This window comes from Nocardia sp. NPDC003693 (assembly GCF_053981095.1).
Genome location: NZ_JBSFNO010000020.1, coordinates 20,377 through 37,480, shown reverse-complemented (window position 1 = coordinate 37,480; position 17,104 = coordinate 20,377). Strand labels below are relative to the sequence as shown.

Annotated in this window: 16 protein-coding genes; 6 read left to right on the top strand and 10 right to left on the bottom strand. The window is 69.6% G+C overall.

Annotation, left to right across the window (positions count from 1 at the left end):
• Positions 1-140 precede the first annotated feature (140 nt).
• Genes ACWDOP_RS22020 through ACWDOP_RS22010 form a run of 3 tightly spaced genes read right to left on the bottom strand, consistent with a single transcriptional unit; the run spans position 141 to position 3,047 of the window.
• Complete coding sequence (locus ACWDOP_RS22020) at positions 141-791, bottom strand: GNAT family N-acetyltransferase (protein ID WP_456346571.1); 651 nt, start codon at positions 789-791, stop codon at positions 141-143.
• A gap of 9 nt (positions 792-800) precedes the next feature.
• Positions 801-2,060 carry a molybdotransferase-like divisome protein Glp gene (gene glp, locus ACWDOP_RS22015; protein WP_454201765.1) on the bottom strand — a complete coding sequence of 420 codons (1,260 nt, stop codon included), beginning with the start codon at positions 2,058-2,060 and terminating at the stop codon, positions 801-803.
• 48 nt (positions 2,061-2,108) lie between these two features.
• Entirely contained in the window at positions 2,109-3,047 is a 939-nt protein-coding gene (locus ACWDOP_RS22010; RefSeq protein WP_454201764.1) for a UTP--glucose-1-phosphate uridylyltransferase, read from the bottom strand.
• A 550-nt stretch (positions 3,048-3,597) separates the two neighbouring features.
• On the opposite strand from ACWDOP_RS22010, the gene ACWDOP_RS22005 reads away from it, so the two are divergent.
• From ACWDOP_RS22005 to mscL, 4 genes are all read left to right on the top strand, one after another.
• Complete coding sequence (locus ACWDOP_RS22005) at positions 3,598-4,323, top strand: 5-formyltetrahydrofolate cyclo-ligase (RefSeq protein WP_456346646.1); 726 nt, start codon at positions 3,598-3,600, stop codon at positions 4,321-4,323.
• Positions 4,324-4,393: 70 nt separating this feature from the next.
• On the top strand, positions 4,394-4,702 hold the full coding sequence (locus ACWDOP_RS22000; RefSeq protein ID WP_456346570.1) for an FmdB family zinc ribbon protein: 309 nt from the start codon (positions 4,394-4,396) through the stop codon (positions 4,700-4,702).
• Between the two features lie 144 nt (positions 4,703-4,846).
• Positions 4,847-5,506, top strand: coding sequence for an SAF domain-containing protein (locus ACWDOP_RS21995; RefSeq protein WP_456346569.1), 660 nt, complete (start codon positions 4,847-4,849; stop codon positions 5,504-5,506).
• A 151-nt stretch (positions 5,507-5,657) separates the two neighbouring features.
• Positions 5,658-6,068: a large conductance mechanosensitive channel protein MscL gene (gene mscL, locus ACWDOP_RS21990; RefSeq protein WP_456346568.1), complete on the top strand. Its 411-nt coding sequence runs from the start codon at positions 5,658-5,660 to the stop codon at positions 6,066-6,068.
• 101 nt (positions 6,069-6,169) lie between these two features.
• Here the strand turns inward: mscL and ACWDOP_RS21985 are convergent, their stop codons facing one another.
• The 7 genes from ACWDOP_RS21985 to ACWDOP_RS21955 form a co-directional block, all read right to left on the bottom strand.
• On the bottom strand, positions 6,170-6,841 hold the full coding sequence (locus tag ACWDOP_RS21985; protein WP_456346567.1) for an MspA family porin: 672 nt from the start codon (positions 6,839-6,841) through the stop codon (positions 6,170-6,172).
• 64 nt (positions 6,842-6,905) lie between these two features.
• Positions 6,906-7,586, bottom strand: coding sequence for an MspA family porin (locus ACWDOP_RS21980; protein ID WP_456346566.1), 681 nt, complete (start codon positions 7,584-7,586; stop codon positions 6,906-6,908).
• Between the two features lie 780 nt (positions 7,587-8,366).
• Positions 8,367-8,582, bottom strand: coding sequence for a hypothetical protein (locus ACWDOP_RS21975; protein WP_456346565.1), 216 nt, complete (start codon positions 8,580-8,582; stop codon positions 8,367-8,369).
• A complete protein-coding gene (locus tag ACWDOP_RS21970; RefSeq protein WP_454201845.1) occupies positions 8,579-9,121 on the bottom strand; it encodes a MogA/MoaB family molybdenum cofactor biosynthesis protein in 543 nt (180 codons plus the stop codon). The genes ACWDOP_RS21975 and ACWDOP_RS21970 overlap by 4 nt, the downstream gene beginning before the upstream one ends.
• Before the next feature lie 146 nt (positions 9,122-9,267).
• Positions 9,268-11,001 carry a trypsin-like peptidase domain-containing protein gene (locus tag ACWDOP_RS21965; protein ID WP_456346564.1) on the bottom strand — a complete coding sequence of 578 codons (1,734 nt, stop codon included), beginning with the start codon at positions 10,999-11,001 and terminating at the stop codon, positions 9,268-9,270.
• 120 nt (positions 11,002-11,121) lie between these two features.
• Positions 11,122-12,513, bottom strand: coding sequence for an ATP-binding protein (locus ACWDOP_RS21960; protein WP_454201844.1), 1,392 nt, complete (start codon positions 12,511-12,513; stop codon positions 11,122-11,124).
• A gap of 74 nt (positions 12,514-12,587) precedes the next feature.
• Entirely contained in the window at positions 12,588-13,274 is a 687-nt protein-coding gene (locus ACWDOP_RS21955) for a response regulator transcription factor (protein ID WP_456346563.1), read from the bottom strand.
• Between the two features lie 330 nt (positions 13,275-13,604).
• Between ACWDOP_RS21955 and ACWDOP_RS21950 the strand changes: the two genes are divergently transcribed.
• Together ACWDOP_RS21950 and ACWDOP_RS21945 are read left to right on the top strand one after the other, a co-directional pair.
• Positions 13,605-16,697: an ATP-binding protein gene (locus ACWDOP_RS21950; RefSeq protein ID WP_456346562.1), complete on the top strand. Its 3,093-nt coding sequence runs from the start codon at positions 13,605-13,607 to the stop codon at positions 16,695-16,697.
• Positions 16,694-17,101: a roadblock/LC7 domain-containing protein gene (locus tag ACWDOP_RS21945; RefSeq protein WP_454201753.1), complete on the top strand. Its 408-nt coding sequence runs from the start codon at positions 16,694-16,696 to the stop codon at positions 17,099-17,101. The genes ACWDOP_RS21950 and ACWDOP_RS21945 overlap by 4 nt, the downstream gene beginning before the upstream one ends.
• Positions 17,102-17,104: the final 3 nt, after the last annotated feature.

The window sequence follows — 17,104 nt, the reverse complement described above, 5'->3', positions numbered from 1 at the left end:
CACCGTGGCACTCATCGACGATGCGAGGGCGCACCACCGACGTCCGTAGGCTAATTCGACACCTCAGGAATGGCCCGCAGGCGCGCCGTCAACACCCGCCACAGTAGTCACACAAGTTAGGGGCCGTACGCAACCGCGAGCTACTGCTGAGCGACCCGCCCCGCGCGAATCAGCCTGTCCACCACGGTGCCCGAGACCTCCTCGACGGTCATCGCGACCAGCAGGTGATCACGCCAGCCGCCGTCCACGTCGAGGTAGCGCGAGAGCAGTCCCTCCTCGCGGAAGCCCACGTTGCGCAATACCGCCTGGCTGGCAAGGTTTTCCGGGCGCACGGTCGCCTCGACCCGGTGCAGCCCCACCTCGCTGAAACAGTGATCGAGCCCCAGCGCCAGCGCGGCGGTCGCCACGCCCTGGCCACTCAGATCCTTGGCGACCCAGTAGCCGATCCAGGCCGAACGCAGCGCGCCGCGCACGATATTGCCGATCGTCAACTGGCCGGCGAAGGTGCCATTGACCTCGATGACCAGCGGAATCATCGCGCCCCGACGGGCTTCGGCCTTCAGGCTCGACCACAGCGACGGCCAGTTCCCGGCGTGATTGCGCGCCTCCCACGCCCCGCGGCCGGTCGGCTCCCACTGCTCCAGGTACTCGCGGTCCCGGGTGCGGATACGGGACCACGAGGCGGCGTCGCGTAACCGGATGGGCCGCAGCGTCACCTGACCCGCGGCCACCCGCACCGGGCCCAGATGCGCGGGCCAGCCCGGATGCTGGGTGGCCCGGAAGACGTTCATGTCCACGCCTCAGCCTCGCTGCGCGAGGAAAGCGACCCGAACCTCGTCACCGGTGCGCACCTCGGTGACATCCGGATCGATCACGATCAGGCTGTTGGCCTCGGCCATGGTGGCCAGCAGATGCGAGGAGGCGCCGTTGGGACCGCCGAGCGGCTGCACCAGGTAGTCACCGGTCTGCTCGTCACGCATCAGCTGCGCGCGCAGATAGCCCCGGCGACCGGGAATGGAGGCGATCGGCAGGATCGTGCGCGCCCGGACCACCCGCCGCATGGGCTGGCGGCGGCCGAGCGCGATGCGGATCAGCGGACGCACCATGACCTCGAAAACCACAAGCGCGCCAACGGGATTGGACGGCAGCAGGAAGGTGGGCACCTCGTCGCGGCCGAGCAGGCCGAAGCCCTGCACCGATCCCGGGTGCATGGCGACGCGGGTGATCTCCAGCTCGCCCAGGCCCTCCAGCGCCTCGCGCACCTGCTCCGAGGCCCAGCCGCCGACCGCACCCGCGATCACCACGACCTCCGAGCGAACGAGCTGCCCCTCCACCACATCGCGCAAACGCTTGGCGTCACCGCTGACGATGCCGACCCGGTTCACATCCGCGCCCGCGTCCCGCGCGGCGGCGGCCAGCGCGTAGGAGTTCACGTCGTAGACCTGACCCGGCCCCGGCGTGCGATCGATGTCGACCAGTTCGCCGCCGACCGAGAGCACGGACAGCCGCGGGCGCGGATGCACCAGCACCTTGTCGCGGCCGACCGCGGCGAGCAGCCCGACCTGGGCCGGGCCGATGATGGTGCCCGCGCGCACCGCGAGATCGCCGGGCTGCACGTCGTCACCGATGCGGCGCACGTAATCACCCGAGCGCACCGGCTCGTACACCTTCACCTTGGCGCGGCCGCCGTCGGTGAAGTCCAGGGGCAGAACGGCATCGGCGAGGGTGGGCAGCGGGGCGCCGGTGTCCACGCGCACGGTCTGGCGCGGCTGCAGCCGAATCGGCTGGCGCGAACCGGCGGCGACCTCACCGACCACGGGCAGTACCAGGTCGACGGGCTCGCCGTCCTCGCCGCGAATGTCCGCGCCGGCGGCGGCCACATCCACGCTGCGGACCGCGTAACCGTCGATGGCGGCCTGGTCGAATCCGGGCAGCGGACGCTCGGTGACCACGTCCTCGGCGCACAGCAGGCCCTGGGCCTCCGAGATCGCGACTCGGACGGGCCGGGGGGCGACGGCCGCGGCCGTCACCTTGATCTGCTGATCCTCAACCGAGCGCATGCCGCCCTTCCCTGGTCTCGCGCACTGCCCACACCGTCCCCGCCAATGTCACTCGTACGAGGTGAGCTGCGGATTCCAGCCCGGTCCGAGCCGATGCTCGAGCCACTCCCGCAGCGCCGGACCGTATTCCTCGCGTTCCAAAGCGAAATCGACCGCTGCACGAAGATAACCGCCCGGGTTGCCCAGATCGTGCCGCGACCCACGGTGCACCACGACGTGAACGGGGTGGCCCTCCGAGATCAGCAACGCGATGGCGTCGGTGAGCTGCAGTTCGCCGCCCGCGCCCGGGGTGATCCGGCGCAGCGCGTCGAAGATGGCCCGATCCAACAGGTATCGACCGGCCGCGGCATAGGTCGAGGGCGCCTCGTCCAGGGCGGGCTTCTCCACCATGCCGTTGACCTTGAGCACATCGGCGGGCGCGCCGGGCAGCTGCTCCACGTCGAAGACGCCGTACGCGCTGACCTGATCCTTGGGGACGTCGATCGCGCACAGCACCGAGCCGCCGTAGGTCCGGCGCACGCGGGCCATGACCGTGAGCACGCCGCTGGGCAGCACCAGGTCGTCCGGGAGCAGGACCGCGACGGCGTCCTCGTCCGCGTCCAGCGCCGATTCCGCCTGCGCCACCGCGTGACCCAGCCCGAGCGGCTCCTCCTGCACCACCGAGGTCACGTCCAGCAGGCCGGGGGCCTTGCGCACCTTCTCCAGCAGATGGAACTTGCCGCGCTCCTCGAGCGTGCCCTCCAGCACCAGGTCCTCGACGAAATGCGCTACCACGCCGTCTTTTCCGGGCGAAGTCACGATCACCAGGCGGTTGGCGCCGGAATCGGCGGCCTCCGCGGCGACCAATTCGATGCCCGGGGTGTCCACCACGGGAAGCAGCTCCTTGGGCACCGTCTTGGTCGCCGGCAGGAATCGCGTACCGAGCCCCGCCGCGGGCACCACCGCGGTGCGGAAGCACGCCTGTGCCCCGCTGCCAATAGCCGTCATGAACTCACCCTATCCATCCGTCTCACCCATCGGGGCGGCCACGAACCGTCCCGATATCCACGAGAGCCTAAGGGTCCCGGAGCAACCGAGCCCACCGAACGCCTTTGTCATGCGATAACCGCTGGACGATGACACAAACCGTGCAAAATGACACAGTCGAGATACGCGAGGGGCTCCCGGCCGCACCCGGACGACCGCCCCGAACCGGACCGCCCCCGCGCCGCACACCCCGCCGAAATACGCGAACACCCCACGCATCACCCGGGAAAGAAGTTCTCTCCCAGCCGATTTCATTCGCGCGCAGCCGAAAGGGATTCGGCACCAGCCTCCCGCCGGATGCCCGCGCACGCGGAGCCGTGCCAATTGACCGGAATGCCGAGGCGCTCACTCGACCGCCGCCACCCACGCCCCGGAGTCCCCTCCGACGACCGTCGAGCAGGCATCCACTCCACCCGATCCGGACGCCGGGGCACCCGGAACGGGTGTGTGACACACGACTCGGTGGCAGGCGGAGGCGTGTGCGGGGCGGGCCTATCGTGGGGGCGTGGACGTGCGGGCGTGGGGAAAGAAAGAGTGGCGGGCGGAGATCCTCGGGCGGCGGGGGCGGGTGCCGGCGGGCGAACGGGACCGGGAAGCCGCCGGGCTCGCCGCGAGTATGGACGCGGTGCTCGAGCTGGCGTCCCGGGGCGCGAGTGAGCCGGTTGGGGCGCCGGCCGCATCCGAGCCGCAGGACCCGGCCCGGAATACAGCTGCGAGCACATCCATCCCACCGGCGCCGACCGGCCGCGCCATCGTCGGCAACGGTGCGGAGTCCGATGATTTGTGGATCTGCGCGTACGTTCCGGTGGGCGGCGAGCCGGGGTCGGTGGCGATGCTGGACGCGTTGCGAGCCGGCGGGGCCCGGGTGTTGTTGCCGGTCACCGGGGAGCCAGGGGCGTTGGCGTGGGCGGAATACACGGGGGGAGAGGCGTTGCGGCGGGGGCGGTTCGGACTGCGGGAGCCGAGCGGGGCGATCGTCACCGGCGGGATCGAGCGGGCGCGGGTGGTGCTCGTGCCCGCGGTCGCGGTGGACCGGCGCGGGGTGCGGCTGGGGCGGGGGGCCGGTTACTACGATCGGAGCCTCGGCGCGTGCCGGGCCGGCGTGCGACTCGTGGCCGTCGTGCGCGACGACGAGGTGGTCGCCGAACTCCCCGAAGAGGCGCACGACCACCGCATGGGCTGGGCGCTCACGCCGTCCGGCGGGCTGCGGCGGCTGGGCGACACGAATGGGAATTGACACCCGATTGGCAGTGTTGGCACTGTCGTCTGTAGAGTGCTAGACCGACGGAGACCGTGGAGGATTTGCGATGCCTACTTACTCGTATGCGTGCACCGAGTGCGACAACAAGTTCGACATCGTGCAGTCCTTCTCCGATGACGCGCTGACCACCTGCGATCGCTGCAACGGCAAGCTGCGCAAGCTCTTCAACTCCGTCGGCATCGTCTTCAAGGGCAGCGGCTTCTACCGCACCGACAGCCGCAACGGCACCACCTCGAGCGAGCCGGCCAAGCCCTCGACCTCCGGTGACAGCGGCGCGAGCGCGCCGAGCACCCCCAGCGCGCCAGCGAGCACCAGCACCGGCAGCACCACGCCGTCGAGCACCTCCGCGGCCTGATCCACGCCACGTTCTCCCGAATCCCCGGCTCCTGACGGCCGGGGATTTCTGGTTCCGGGACAGGGTTTTCCACAGGCCCGCGGTTATCCACAGCGGGCCCTTCGCCGGTCCGCGACGGCTCAGGCCGCTCCTAGGCTCTCCCCCATGCATCGATGGCGCGCGGGATGGGCCGACAATCTCTGGCTGCCGCTCTGGGCGGACGGGGTGCTGCTGCGCCGGATCGCCGCCGTGGCCCTGCTCACACTGGCCGCCGCGCTCGCCCTCCGGGCCGATCCCGGCGGGCGGCACACCGAGGTCGTGGTGGCCGCGCGCGAACTCCCGCCCGGTCACGTCCTCGCCGCGACCGACATCCGGCGGGCTCCGCGCGATCCGGCCGGGTTACCGGCGGGCGCGGTGCGCGACCCGGACGCCATCGTGGGATCCGCCCTCGGCGGCGGGGTCACGACGGGCGAGATCCTCACCGACCTCCGGGTGATCGGGCCCCGGCTGGCCGCGGTGGCCGCCCGCTCCCCCGATGCCCGCATCGTTCCGATTCGCCTGGCGGACAACGGCGTTGCCGAGGTGCTGCGCCCCGGTGACCGGGTCGACGTGGTGGCGGCGGAGGAGACCGGCGGCGCCGGGCGGCCCGCACGGTTGCTGGCCTCGGACGCCGCGGTGGTGCTGGTGTCCGGCGGCGCCACCGCCGTCGAATCGACCCAGCGCGGGCGCGACGAGCCACTGGTGCTGGTGGCCCTGGACGCCCGCTATGCCACCGTCATCGCCGCGGCCTCGCTGCGTACCGCGCTCACCGTCGTCGTGCGCTGACCCGCCTGGTTCGTCGCCTCCGGTGCCCCGGACGCCCGGTGAACTAGCATTCCGATACCGCAATACCCCATCCGTATCACCCGGACCAGCCGTCCGACACTCGCTAACCGGGCCGCCGCAACGCGCCCATCACGCAGAGGAGTTATCGGCAATGCTCAAGGGTTTCAAGGAGTTTCTGCTTCGCGGCAATGTCGTCGACCTGGCGGTAGCGGTGGTGCTCGGCACCGCATTCGTCGCGATCGTCACCGCATTCAGCGAGGGCGTGATCAATCCGCTGCTGGCGGTGTTCGGCGGCACCAACCCGATGGGCCTCGGATTCCAATTGATCGCCGACAAACCGGCGACGTTCGTGGCCATCGGGCCCATCATCACCGCGGCGCTCAACTTCCTCATCATCGCGACGCTGTTGTACTTCGTGCTGGTCGTTCCGGCCACCCGGGCCAAGGCACGCTGGGGCAATACCGAAACCGCGCTCACCGAAATCGAACTGCTGCAGCAGATTCGGGATCTGCTCGCCGAGGATCGCGCGGGCGGACCGGGTCACGGCAAGCACGAAATCTGAGTATCGGCAAGCATTCTCGAATTCTCCCCGAGACGGCGAACGGGCCCGGCGCGAATGCGCCGGGCCCGTTCAGCTCAGAAACTCGGATCAGAGGTGACCGATCAGCCGAGGCTGAAGGGCTGGCCCCACAGGGTGATCCAGGTGACCACGTTCTCGGTCTCGATCTCGACGCTCACGAAGGCACGCGCCTGGGCGTAGCCACCGCAACCGCTGAGGCCGATGGTCGAGTCGGCCCAGGTGACCGAACCGTTCGAACCGCTGAACTTGTTGCGGACCTTGTGCGACTCGGAACCGAAGTCGTCGGCCTCTTCGATGTCCAGGATGTAGAAGGACTTCGCCTGGCCGGGGCCCAGGGTCAGGTTGCCGCCGCCGCCACCGGACGCGCTCGGGCTGCCGTCTTCCCAGGTCACACCGGCCGACGCGTCGCCGCTCACACCGCCACCGGCGATGTTCACCTGGCAACCGACCTGGTAGCCGGGGAAGATCTTTCCGCCGACATCGGTGTTGTTACCGGAGATCTCGACCTGCGCCGACGCCGACACCCAGGCGTTGCGGTGCAGCGGGGTGGCGCCCATCGAACCGGAGATGTTGGCGGACTCGCCGACCAGCTTCACGGTGACGACGGTGCCGTCGGACAGGGTCTTGATGATTTCGCCGCCCGGCAGCGGCACAAAGGTATCGGCGTTGGCGGCGCCGGTGGAGAAAAGGCCCAGGGCGGCGGTCGCGACAGCGCCGGTCGCGGCCATCCGTGCCACGGTCTTACGGAGGTTCATGCTCTTTTTCCCTCAGGGTATGAGTTCGCTTGCGCGAGAAAGTATTTGGCGGGGAGGACCACTATCAGCCGAGGCTGAACGGCTGACCGTAGAGGGTGGTCTTCGAGTAGTGGTCGCCGATGATCTCGACGACGGTGTACGACCGCGCCTGGGCGTAACCCGCGCAACCCTCGATACCGATCTCGGCATCCTGGTACTCGACGGAGTAGGTGCCCGCCTTGAGGATGTCCTTGTAATCGATCTGGACGAACTTGACCTCGCCCGGGCCGAGGTTGATGCCGATGGATCCACCGACGGAGCCGTCGCTCAGCGAGACGCCGGCGGACACGCCCGCGGAGATGGCGTCCTCGCCGATGCTGACCTGGCAGCCGACGATGTAACCGGTGCTCAGCTGCGATGCGCCGTGCGTGGAAGAGTTGTTCGACCCATTCCCGTTGGCGGGGCCATTGTTCGGGCCGACTTCACCCTCGGGCGTCTCGAGGACTTCGGCGGTCGCATTGCCGCTGACCCACACGACGCGGCCCGCGCCATTGGCGGACAGCGACGGCGAAATGATGGCGCGCTCGCCCGTACGGGTGATGGTGACAGCTCCACTCGGAGCGACCTTCTGACCGTCCGGCAACGGTACGAAGGTATCGGCATTTGCGGCGCCAGTGGAAAAAAGTCCCATGGCCACGGCCGCCGCCGCGCCTGCACCCGCAATACGGGCACCGCGACGAAGACCGTTGGTCCGGTTCTCGCTCATACTTCCCCTCATCAGGTTTCTAGCGTCAGCCTCGACCACCGAGGCTGAATTGGGTCCTCGCGAACCCAGGTAAGTTTGTCGCCACATTGTTGCCGCTGTGTTACTGCTAACAAATTCTTAATGTGATGCGACGCAGGGCACTTTACATCACCGGCGTGTCCTTTGAGGTGTGAGAGAAGAGGATCCGGTGCGACGTGCAGGACTTCCCGCTCATATGTCGAGAAGGCTATGAATAGCAAAAGGGGCCCGGCGCTAAACACGCCGGACCCCTTCGGGTTCCGCTTGCCGGGATGAATCAGCCGAGGCCGGAAGGGCTGTCCCCGGAGGGTGACCGCGGCGATCACGGTGGCCACCACCACGGCGCCGACCGGCGCGGCCAGGCCGACGCCTGCGCCGCCCTGCCGGGGGACAGCTCAGCCGGACCCTGCCCGGCCGACGCCGGGCCGAGTGCTGCGGAGGCAGCGGCTCCGATGCCCGTCGTACGGACCGACCGGGGCCGAAAAGGGTTGCGTCACCCGCACACACGGCGAATCCAGCAAAAACCGAGCAGCCGCATGGAACCTGCTGGACAGGTGACTTTCTCAACCGTCGCGAGACGATAGCCACAACAGCAACCGAATGGCAATAAGATTCGGACATGCGAATCCGGGAATGAATCACGGACACCGTGATTCGAGCCACCGAGCAGCGAAGACGGAATTACGCGCGCACTCCGTCGCGAGCGAACTCGATAGCGATGTGCTCTCGAACTCCAATGGCGAGAGTTATGCGAAAAATGAATTACCCGTGATGCGGGGGAACCTGCGCACGCAGCCAATCGTCGCCGGAGGAACCGGATTCCGGTTCGGGCGTGCGTTCGTCGTTGGTGGTCGCGGGGAGCGCGTCACCGAAAACACGAGCCAGCTTCTCGCGATCGGCCGCCGTCACACGGCGAGACCCCGCCGGGCGCGCGGCCGGGCGGGGTTCGTCGGTATTGCTGTCGGACGTCGAACTCATTCCGCCAAACCGGAGAGTTCGTCGATGACCCGGCTCGCGAGCGGGCCCAGGGTGGCCATGCCGTCGCGGATCGCGGCCCGCGAACCCGGCAGGTTCACCACCAGCGTGCTGCCCGAGACGCCGGCCAGCCCGCGCGAGAGACCCGCGTCCAGCGAGCCCGAGGCCAGGCCCGAGGCGCGCAGGGCCTCGCTGATACCGGGCAGCACCCGGTCCAGCACCTCCTCGGTGGCCTCGGGGGTCACATCGCGGGGCGACATGCCCGTGCCGCCGACCGAGATCACCAGATCGACGCCGCCGATCACGGCCGTGTTGAGCGCGTTGCGGATTTCGACCTCGTCGGCCTGCACCGAGACCGAGGCGTCGACCAGGAACCCGGCCTCGGTGAGTAGTTCGGTCACCAGCGGACCCAGCGAATCCACCCCGCCGTGTGCGGTTCGGTCGTCGACGACCACGACAAGAGCACGGCCCGCAACAGCGGCATCGATTTCCATGCTGCTCACCGTAGCGCCCCGGGCGGACATCGCCTCGGTCTTGTTCATCTCACCTTCGAGGAGCGCCGCGCCCTCGAAGCCCTCGAGCACCGTCACCCGATCGAGCACTGCGCCATTGGCGGACAACACCTCCCACTTGCCGTCCGGGGTGACCCGGATCGCCGGGGTGGATTTCCTGCCGCCTGTACGTCGCATCATCGGCCGCCCTCCGCAGCTGCTTCGCCGAGGGTGAGCTCGACTGTCTTCTGGTTGTTGCCCTGCTCGTCGGTGTAGGTCACCTCGACCTTGTCGCCGGGCCGGTGCGAGCGCACCGCCGCGATGAGCGCGTTGCCCGAATCGATCACCTGGTCATCGAGTTTGGTGACGATGGCGCCGTTGGGCAGGCCCGCCTTGGCCGCCGGGCCGTCCGGGGTCACCTCGAGCACCCGGGCGCCGTTGACGTCGTCCTGGCCGCGCACCTTCACGCCGATCTGCGCGTAGGTGGCCCGGCCGTTCTTGATCAGCTCGTCGGCCACCCGCCGGGCCTGATCGACCGGAATGGCGAAACCGAGTCCGATGGAACCACTTTGGCCGCCGGCCGACTCCGAGACGCCCAGGGTGGCGATCGCGGTGTTGATACCGATCAGCTTGCCGTTCATGTCGACCAGCGCGCCGCCGGAGTTGCCGGGGTTGATGGCCGCGTCGGTCTGCACGGCGTTGATGACCGCGCCCTGCGAGCTGGCCTCGCCGCTGGTGGACACCGGGCGATTGAGCGCGGAGACGATACCGGTGGTCACCGTGCCCGCCAGGCCGAGCGGCGAACCGATCGCCACCACGGACTGACCGACCTGCAGGTTCGACGAGGCGCCCAGCTCGATGGGCACCAGGCCCTTCTTGTCGGTGACCTTGATGACCGCCAGATCCGAGACCGGATCCGCGCCGATCAGCGTCGCGGGCGCGGTGCTGCCGTCGCTGAAGGCGACCTCCATGCGCGCGTTGGGACCCGCGCCGCTCACGACGTGGTTGTTGGTGAGGATCTTGCCGTCGGTGGAGAGCACGACACCCGAGCCCTCGCCCTCGGCCTGATTGCCCGCGACCCGGATCATGACGACGCTGGGCAGCACCTTCTGCGCGACCGCCTGCACCGAACCGGCCGGGGCGTTGGCCACCTCGTTCACCTGGCGCGGGGCGTCCAGCGCGTTGGTGATCGTGGTGCCGCCGTCGTCCGCACGGGTGGCCAGGGCGCCGACCGCGCCGCCGATGCCGCCGCTGAACAGCGCCAGCGCGACCGCGCCGGCGACCAGGCCGGTGCGCATCGACTTCTTCGGCGCCGGGCCGCCCGGATACCCGCCGGGCTGTCCGGGAGCACCGGGGCCGATCGGGCCGCCCGGACCGCCGAAGTGCTGCTCGGTGTGCGATCCGGCCGCGGCGTATCCGGCCCCCGACGCCGCATACGCCGGGCCGTATCCGCCCGCCGGAAGTTGTTCGGTCGCAGGCCCGTTCGCCGCGGCGGCGTAACCGGCGCCGGTGTACTGCTGCCCGGCGCGCGGGCCGTTCGGAAAGGCCGCGAACGAACCCGTATGTCCCGCAACGGTTCCCGGGTTGCCGGGCGCGCCTGGGAAGCCGGGAGCCGCACCGCCGTGCGCGCCGGGGCCGAAACCCGGCTGCGGACGGTCGTATCCGCCCTCGACGGGACGGGCGTAGGGATCGCGCGGCGGGGCGAAGCCACCGGGACCGGGCGCGGGGGCGCCGGGAACCGAGGACGCCTGCTCGCCGGCGCGATCGGCGTGCGACGCGGCGGGCCCGGCGGGATCGTGCGCGGCCGGAGCGCCGGGGTTCGGCACGGCGTGGCCGCCGGGGTTCGGCACAGCCTGGCCGCCGGGGGTGGACACGGCGTCGGCGCCGGGGGTGGGCTCGTTGCCCCGCGGGTCCTTCGAATCCTCGGTCATGTTTCTCGTTTCTCCTCGAGTCTCGTAGCCAAGCCTGGCGGTGACGACTGAGAGCGGACTGAGACCGTGCTTGCTTTTTCCGGAGCTTTCCGCCGGGCGTGACCCGGGCGCGGTGGCGAGCTAGGTTTCGGTACCCACGAACGGTGCGCTTTCTCCGGGTAGGACGATACGGATCAGGGCGCCGCCGCGCTCGGACGTGTCGATCGTGATGGTGCCGCCGTGCTTGGTGACCACCTGTTTCACGATGGCCAGGCCCAGGCCGGAGCCGGGCATCGACCGCGAGGCGGTGGTGCGGTAGAAGCGCTCGAAGACCAGTTCGCGCTCGTTCGGCGGAATGCCGGAGCCGGCGTCGTCGACGGTGAGCTCGAGCAGGCCGCGGCCGTTCTCGCGCATGGCCACCTGCACGCTGCTGCCCGCCGGGCTCCATTTGGCGGCGTTGTCGAGCACGTTGAGGATGGCGCGTTCGAGTCCGGCCTCGTGGCCGTAGACGAACCAGGGCCGCAGCTGGGCGTCGAATTCGATGCCGCTGCGCCGCCGCCGGGCCCGCTCCAGCGCGCGCTCCACCACCTCGCCGATGTCGACCTGTTCGTAGACGGTGTCGGGGGCGTCCTCGCGGGCCAGGTCGACCAGGTCGCCCACCAGGGTGGACAGCTCCTCGATCTGGGCCATGACGTCCGAGCGCAGTTCGGCCATGTCCTCGTCCGGGATGCGCGGCGCGCCCGGGCGGGAGGAGGCGATGAGCAGTTCCATATTGGTGCGCAGCGAGGTGAGCGGGGTCTTGAGCTCGTGGCCCGCGTCGGCCACCAGCCGTCGCTGGCGCTCCCGGGATTCGGCCAGCGCGCGCAGCATGGTGTTGAAACTCTCGGTGAGTCTGGCGAGTTCGTCGTCACCGGTCACCGGAATCGGGGTGAGGTCGTCGGTTCGGGCCACGCGTTCGGTGGCCGCGGTGAGCCGGGCGATGGGGCGCAATCCGGTGCGGCCCACCGCGGTTCCGGCCGCGGCCGCGAGCATGACCCCGCAGCCGCCGACCACGAACAGCAGCCACGCCAGCCGGTCGAGCACCTCGCGGGTGGGCTGCAGGCGCTGCGACACGACCAGGGTGGAGCCGGAATGCGTGCGCCGCGCCAGCACCCGCTGATTGTCGACGGTGCGCAGCGAGAACCCGATCTCCCCGCGCGCGACCGCCAATTCCTGGCTGCCCACGGGCGGATTGGTGGTCTGCGGCGGCACGTAGGGCGAGAGGTCCGGGAAGATCAGGGCCACCCCGACGTCGCTGGAGTACAGCCCCGCCAGCACGATCGACTGGAAGCCGAGGCTGTCGAAGTTGTTGTCGATCATCAGCGACGCGCGGGCGCGCAGCTGCGAATCCACATCGGCGTACAGCGAACGGGCCACCATCGCGTAGGCGGCGATGGAGGTGAAGGCGACGGCGACGGCCACCACGGACGCGGCCAGCAGCGTGACGCGCCAGCGCAGCGACACCGACCGCGTGAGCGGGGTCGGTGGGCGCATGTCGGCGTCCGGCCGCTGTGCGAGTCCGGCGACCACGGGCCGCCGCGGCACTGATCTAGCCACGGGTCCGGCTCCTACGGCGGGGTCTCGCGCAGCACGTACCCGACGCCGCGCACGGTGTGGATGAGTCGTGGCTCACCCTCGGCTTCGGTCTTGCGGCGCAGATACCCGATGTACACCTCGAGCGCGTTGCCGGAGGTCGGAAAGTCGTAGCCCCACACCTCTTCCAGAATGCGACTGCGGGTGAGCACCCGGCGCGGATTGGCCATCAGCATTTCCAGCAGCGAGAATTCGGTGCGCGTCAGGCTGATCTGCCGATCACCGCGCAACACTTCGCGGGTCACCGGATCCAGGGACAGATCCGCGAAGCTCATCATCTCCGAGGCCTCGGAATTGTCGACCGTGGTGCGGCGCAGCAGCGCGCGCAAACGCGCGAGCAATTCCTCGAGCGCGAACGGCTTGGGCAGATAGTCGTCGGCGCCGGCGTCCAGGCCCGCGACCCGTTCGGAAACCGAATCCCGTGCCGTGAGTACGAGAATCGGCAGATCGTCACCCGTGCTGCGCAGCCGGCGGCACACCTCGAGGCCGTCCATGCGGGGCATCATCACGTCCAGGACCAGAGCGTCGGGTCGCTGGCCGGCGGTCTTCTCGAGGGCGTCGAGACCGTCGACGGCGAGATCGACGGTGTAGCCGTTGAAGGTCAATGAACGACGTAGCGATTCCCGGACCGCGCGGTCGTCGTCGACTACCAGAATGCGCATGGGGTCCAGTCTGCCCACAGCGACTGAGAGGCGACTGAGAAGGCCGCCTTCGACACGCCGGACGACCCGAGCGGGTGACCAGCGATTTTTAGAAACAGCTTACGCGCGGCCACCCTACCCGCTCATTTCGGAATGCGAAAGACGTTGCGCGCGGCTGCATTCGGAGGCATGTACAGCGAGTTGCTCGAATTGCCGATACCCAGCTCACGCGGTATGTTGCAGGCCGTACAAAAAGACCTCTAGTTGGTTCTGCGCGGGTTCAGGCCCCAACGCCGTACAACCGCATACGACCCGGGGTCAACTCTTGAAAGCGGAGGCGACGGAAGCGGGATGGAAGCGACACCCCGGTCCTGGCAATTCAGCCTGTCCAACTGGCCCGTCACACGCAAGGTCGGCATCGTATTGGTGCTCCCGGTGTTGCTCGCGTCGACCTTCGCGGTCCTGCGCATCAACTCGGAGCTGCAGACGATCAGCAACCTGGCCGCCGGTTCCGAGCAGGCTGCCGTCATGGGACCCACAGTCAAGTTCGAGAGCGCCACACAGGAGCTCGCGATTTCGGCCATCTCCGGTTGGGGTAACCCCGACCGCGACGCGGCACTGGACACCGCGACCGTGCGGTTCGATCAGACCGTCACCGACCTCGAGACGTTGCTGCGCTCCTCCAAGGTCGAGGCCGACGTCATCCAGGGACTCACCGAGTCCATCGCCATCGGCAAGACGATGCGCAACAGCCTGCGCAGCGGCTCGGTCGCCACGATCGCCGAACAGGCGGGCGCGGTCTCGGCCAAGGTGCAGACCGCGCTGACCAATTCGCAGTCGCTCAGCGATCTGCGCGTGCAGCAGCTGTTCCTGCAAATGGGTACGGTCATGACCTCGACCCGCCTGCTCACGCAGGAACGCACGCTGCTCATCGATCCCACCATCGACACCAACCCGGCGATGAAGATCCGGCTGCTCACCGCGATCGGCGCCGAGATCACCATGATCGAGGTGTACAAGGGCATCCTGCCCGCCGAGGCGCAGAACTACGCCACGCTCAAGGACGCCGCCGGCGCGCGCATCGGCATTCTCGCCTCCGGCGCACCGGATCCCGCCAGTCTCCCGCCCATGCAGGCCTCCATCGCCACGAGTATCGCGGCGTACGAGAAGGAGACCGACGCGATCGGCACGGCCCTGACCACCAAGCTCGCCGAGCTGACCACCGAAGCCCGCAACACCGTGTTGCGCGATACCTCGATCGTCATCGGCATGCTGCTCGCGGGTCTGGCCCTGGCCCTCGTGGTCGCGCGCACCCTGGTCGTCCCCGTGCGCCGCCTGCGCCGCGACGCCCTGCAGGTCGCGCACATCGACCTGCCCGCCGAGCTCGACGTGGTGCGCTCGGGCGGCGCGATCCCCGAGATCACCCCGGTCGACGTGCACACCACCGAGGAGATCGGCCAGCTCGCCCGAGCCGTCGACGACATCCACACCCAGGCGCTGCACCTGGCCGCCGAGCAGGCGCGACTGCGCCTGCAGATCGGCAACATGTTCGAAACCCTCTCGCGGCGCAGCCAATCGCTGGTCGAGCAGCAGCTCAGCCTGATCGAGGAACTCGAACGCGACGAGGACGACTCCGAACGGCTGCAGAGCCTGTTCCGCCTCGACCACCTCGCGACGCGCATGCGCCGCAACGGTGACAACCTGCTCGTGCTGGCCGGAACCGCGCTGCGCCGCGGGCATCTCGCGCCGGTTCCGCTCTCGGACATGCTGTGGTCCTCGGTCTCCCAGGTGGAGGACTACCAGCGCGTCGAGATCGGCACCGTGCCCGACGGCATCGTCGCGGGCGAACCCGCGGTCGACATCGAACATCTGCTCGCCGAGCTCATCGACAACGCACTGCGGTATTCGCCGCCGTCCACGCCCGTGGCGGTCTCGGTGGCACGCGCCGTGGACGGGGGCTACCTCATCGAGATCACCGACCGGGGCCTCGGAATGAATGCCGAAGACCTGCAGTCCATCAACGATCGCCTCGCCTCCGGCGGCGAGGTCAACGTCGAGACCGCACGCCGCATGGGCCTGTTCGTGGTGGGCCGCCTGGCCAAGCGCCACAACATCACCGTGAGCCTGCGCCGGACCTCGGCCATGGTGCAGCAGCCGGGCATCACCGCCAGCGTGCACCTGCCGGGCACCCTGGTCTCGCCCGCGCCCGAGCGCAACAACGGCACCGACACCGGGCAGTTCCCGGTGACCGCCGCGCTGCCGGTGGCGCCGCAGCACGGCGCGCCGCTGACCATGGCGCCGGCGGCGCTCACCCCGGTGCCGCCGCTGGCGCCGGCCACGCCGTTCGCGCCGATCTCGGGCCCGCAGCCGGTCATCACGCCGCCGCGGCTCACGCCGGTACCGAATCCGCCCGCCGATCCGCCCGCACGGTTCGGGGTCACCAGTACCGGTCTGCCGCAACGCCGTACACCCGGCGTCGACACCGGTGAACAGCCGGTCTTCGGCGGCGGCTTCCCCGCCGACCAGTCGCGGGACGGCTTCTCCGACGCCTTCGCCGAACAGCGGCCCGAGCCGGTCGCGCCGCAGGCCCGCGGGGTCGATTTCTGGGGCGAAGCGCCCGCGACGCCCGAGGCGCCACAGCGGCCCGAGCCCGTCGCGCCGGTCTCGCGGCCCGAACCGGTAGCGCCGGTCTCGCGGGACGCCAACGGTTTCGGTGCGCCCGGCAACGGCTTCGGCGGCGGCAGCGGCGGTTTCGGCGGCGGTTCCGCGGCCGGTGACGGCAACTTCTTCACCAGCGACTACAGCGCGTTCGGCAACGCGCCCGAGCCCGCTCCCGCCGGGCCCGGCGCCACCGCCGGCGCCGGCGCAGGCGGCGGCAACGCCGCGGGCGCCAACGGCACGAACGGCAACAGCGGCGCGGTTATCGGCAACGGCGCCGGTACGAACGGCGCCAACGGAAAGAGCAACGGATCCAACGGCAATGGCGCGAACAGCGTCGGAGCAGGCGGCAATGGTGCGAACACGGTCACGAACCCGGGCGCGAGCAACCTCACCGCGGGTAACCCCGTCACGGACCGCAAACCCATCGGCAACGCCGGTGCGGGCAACGGCGGCGGCAGTCCGATCTACCAGCGCATGGTGTCGGAATGGCTGGTCGAGCCCGCGGCGGGTGGGCAGTCACCGGTGAGTACCGACTGGACGTCCAACGCCGACGCGGGCTGGGCCGCGGCCGAGGAAGCGGCCAATCCCACCAGCAGCTCCAAGACCCAGGGTGGTCTGCCGATCCGGCGGCCCGGCGCACAGCTCGTGCCCGGCGCCGCGGCGCAGGAGGACGAGGGCGGCGCGCGTAACCCCGACGAGATCCGCAACAGCCTGACCAGGCATCTCAGCGGCGTCCGCTCCGGGCGAGCCGACTCGCAGTACAACGACGGAGGGCATGCATGACCGACACCCAGCGCACCCAGACCGATGAGAATCTGAACTGGCTGGTCACCCGCTTCACCCGAGAGGTGCCGGGCGTCTCGCACGCCGTCCTGGTCTCGGCCGACGGTCTGCTGCAGGCCACCAGCCCGCATCTGCCCGCCGATCGCGGCGAGCAGCTCGCGGCCGTCACCGCCGGTCTGGCCAGCCTGTCCGCCGGTGCGGCACAGCTGTTCGACGGCGGCAAGGTCATGCAGTCCATCGTGGAGATGCAGCGCGGCTACCTGCTCGTCATGAGCGTCGGCAACGGCTCGCATCTCGCGGTACTGGCGAACAAGCAGCATGACATCGGCCGCATCGGCTACGAGATGGCACTGCTGGTGGACCGGGTCGGATCCGTGGTGCAGGCCACGGCCCGCACTGCGTGATGG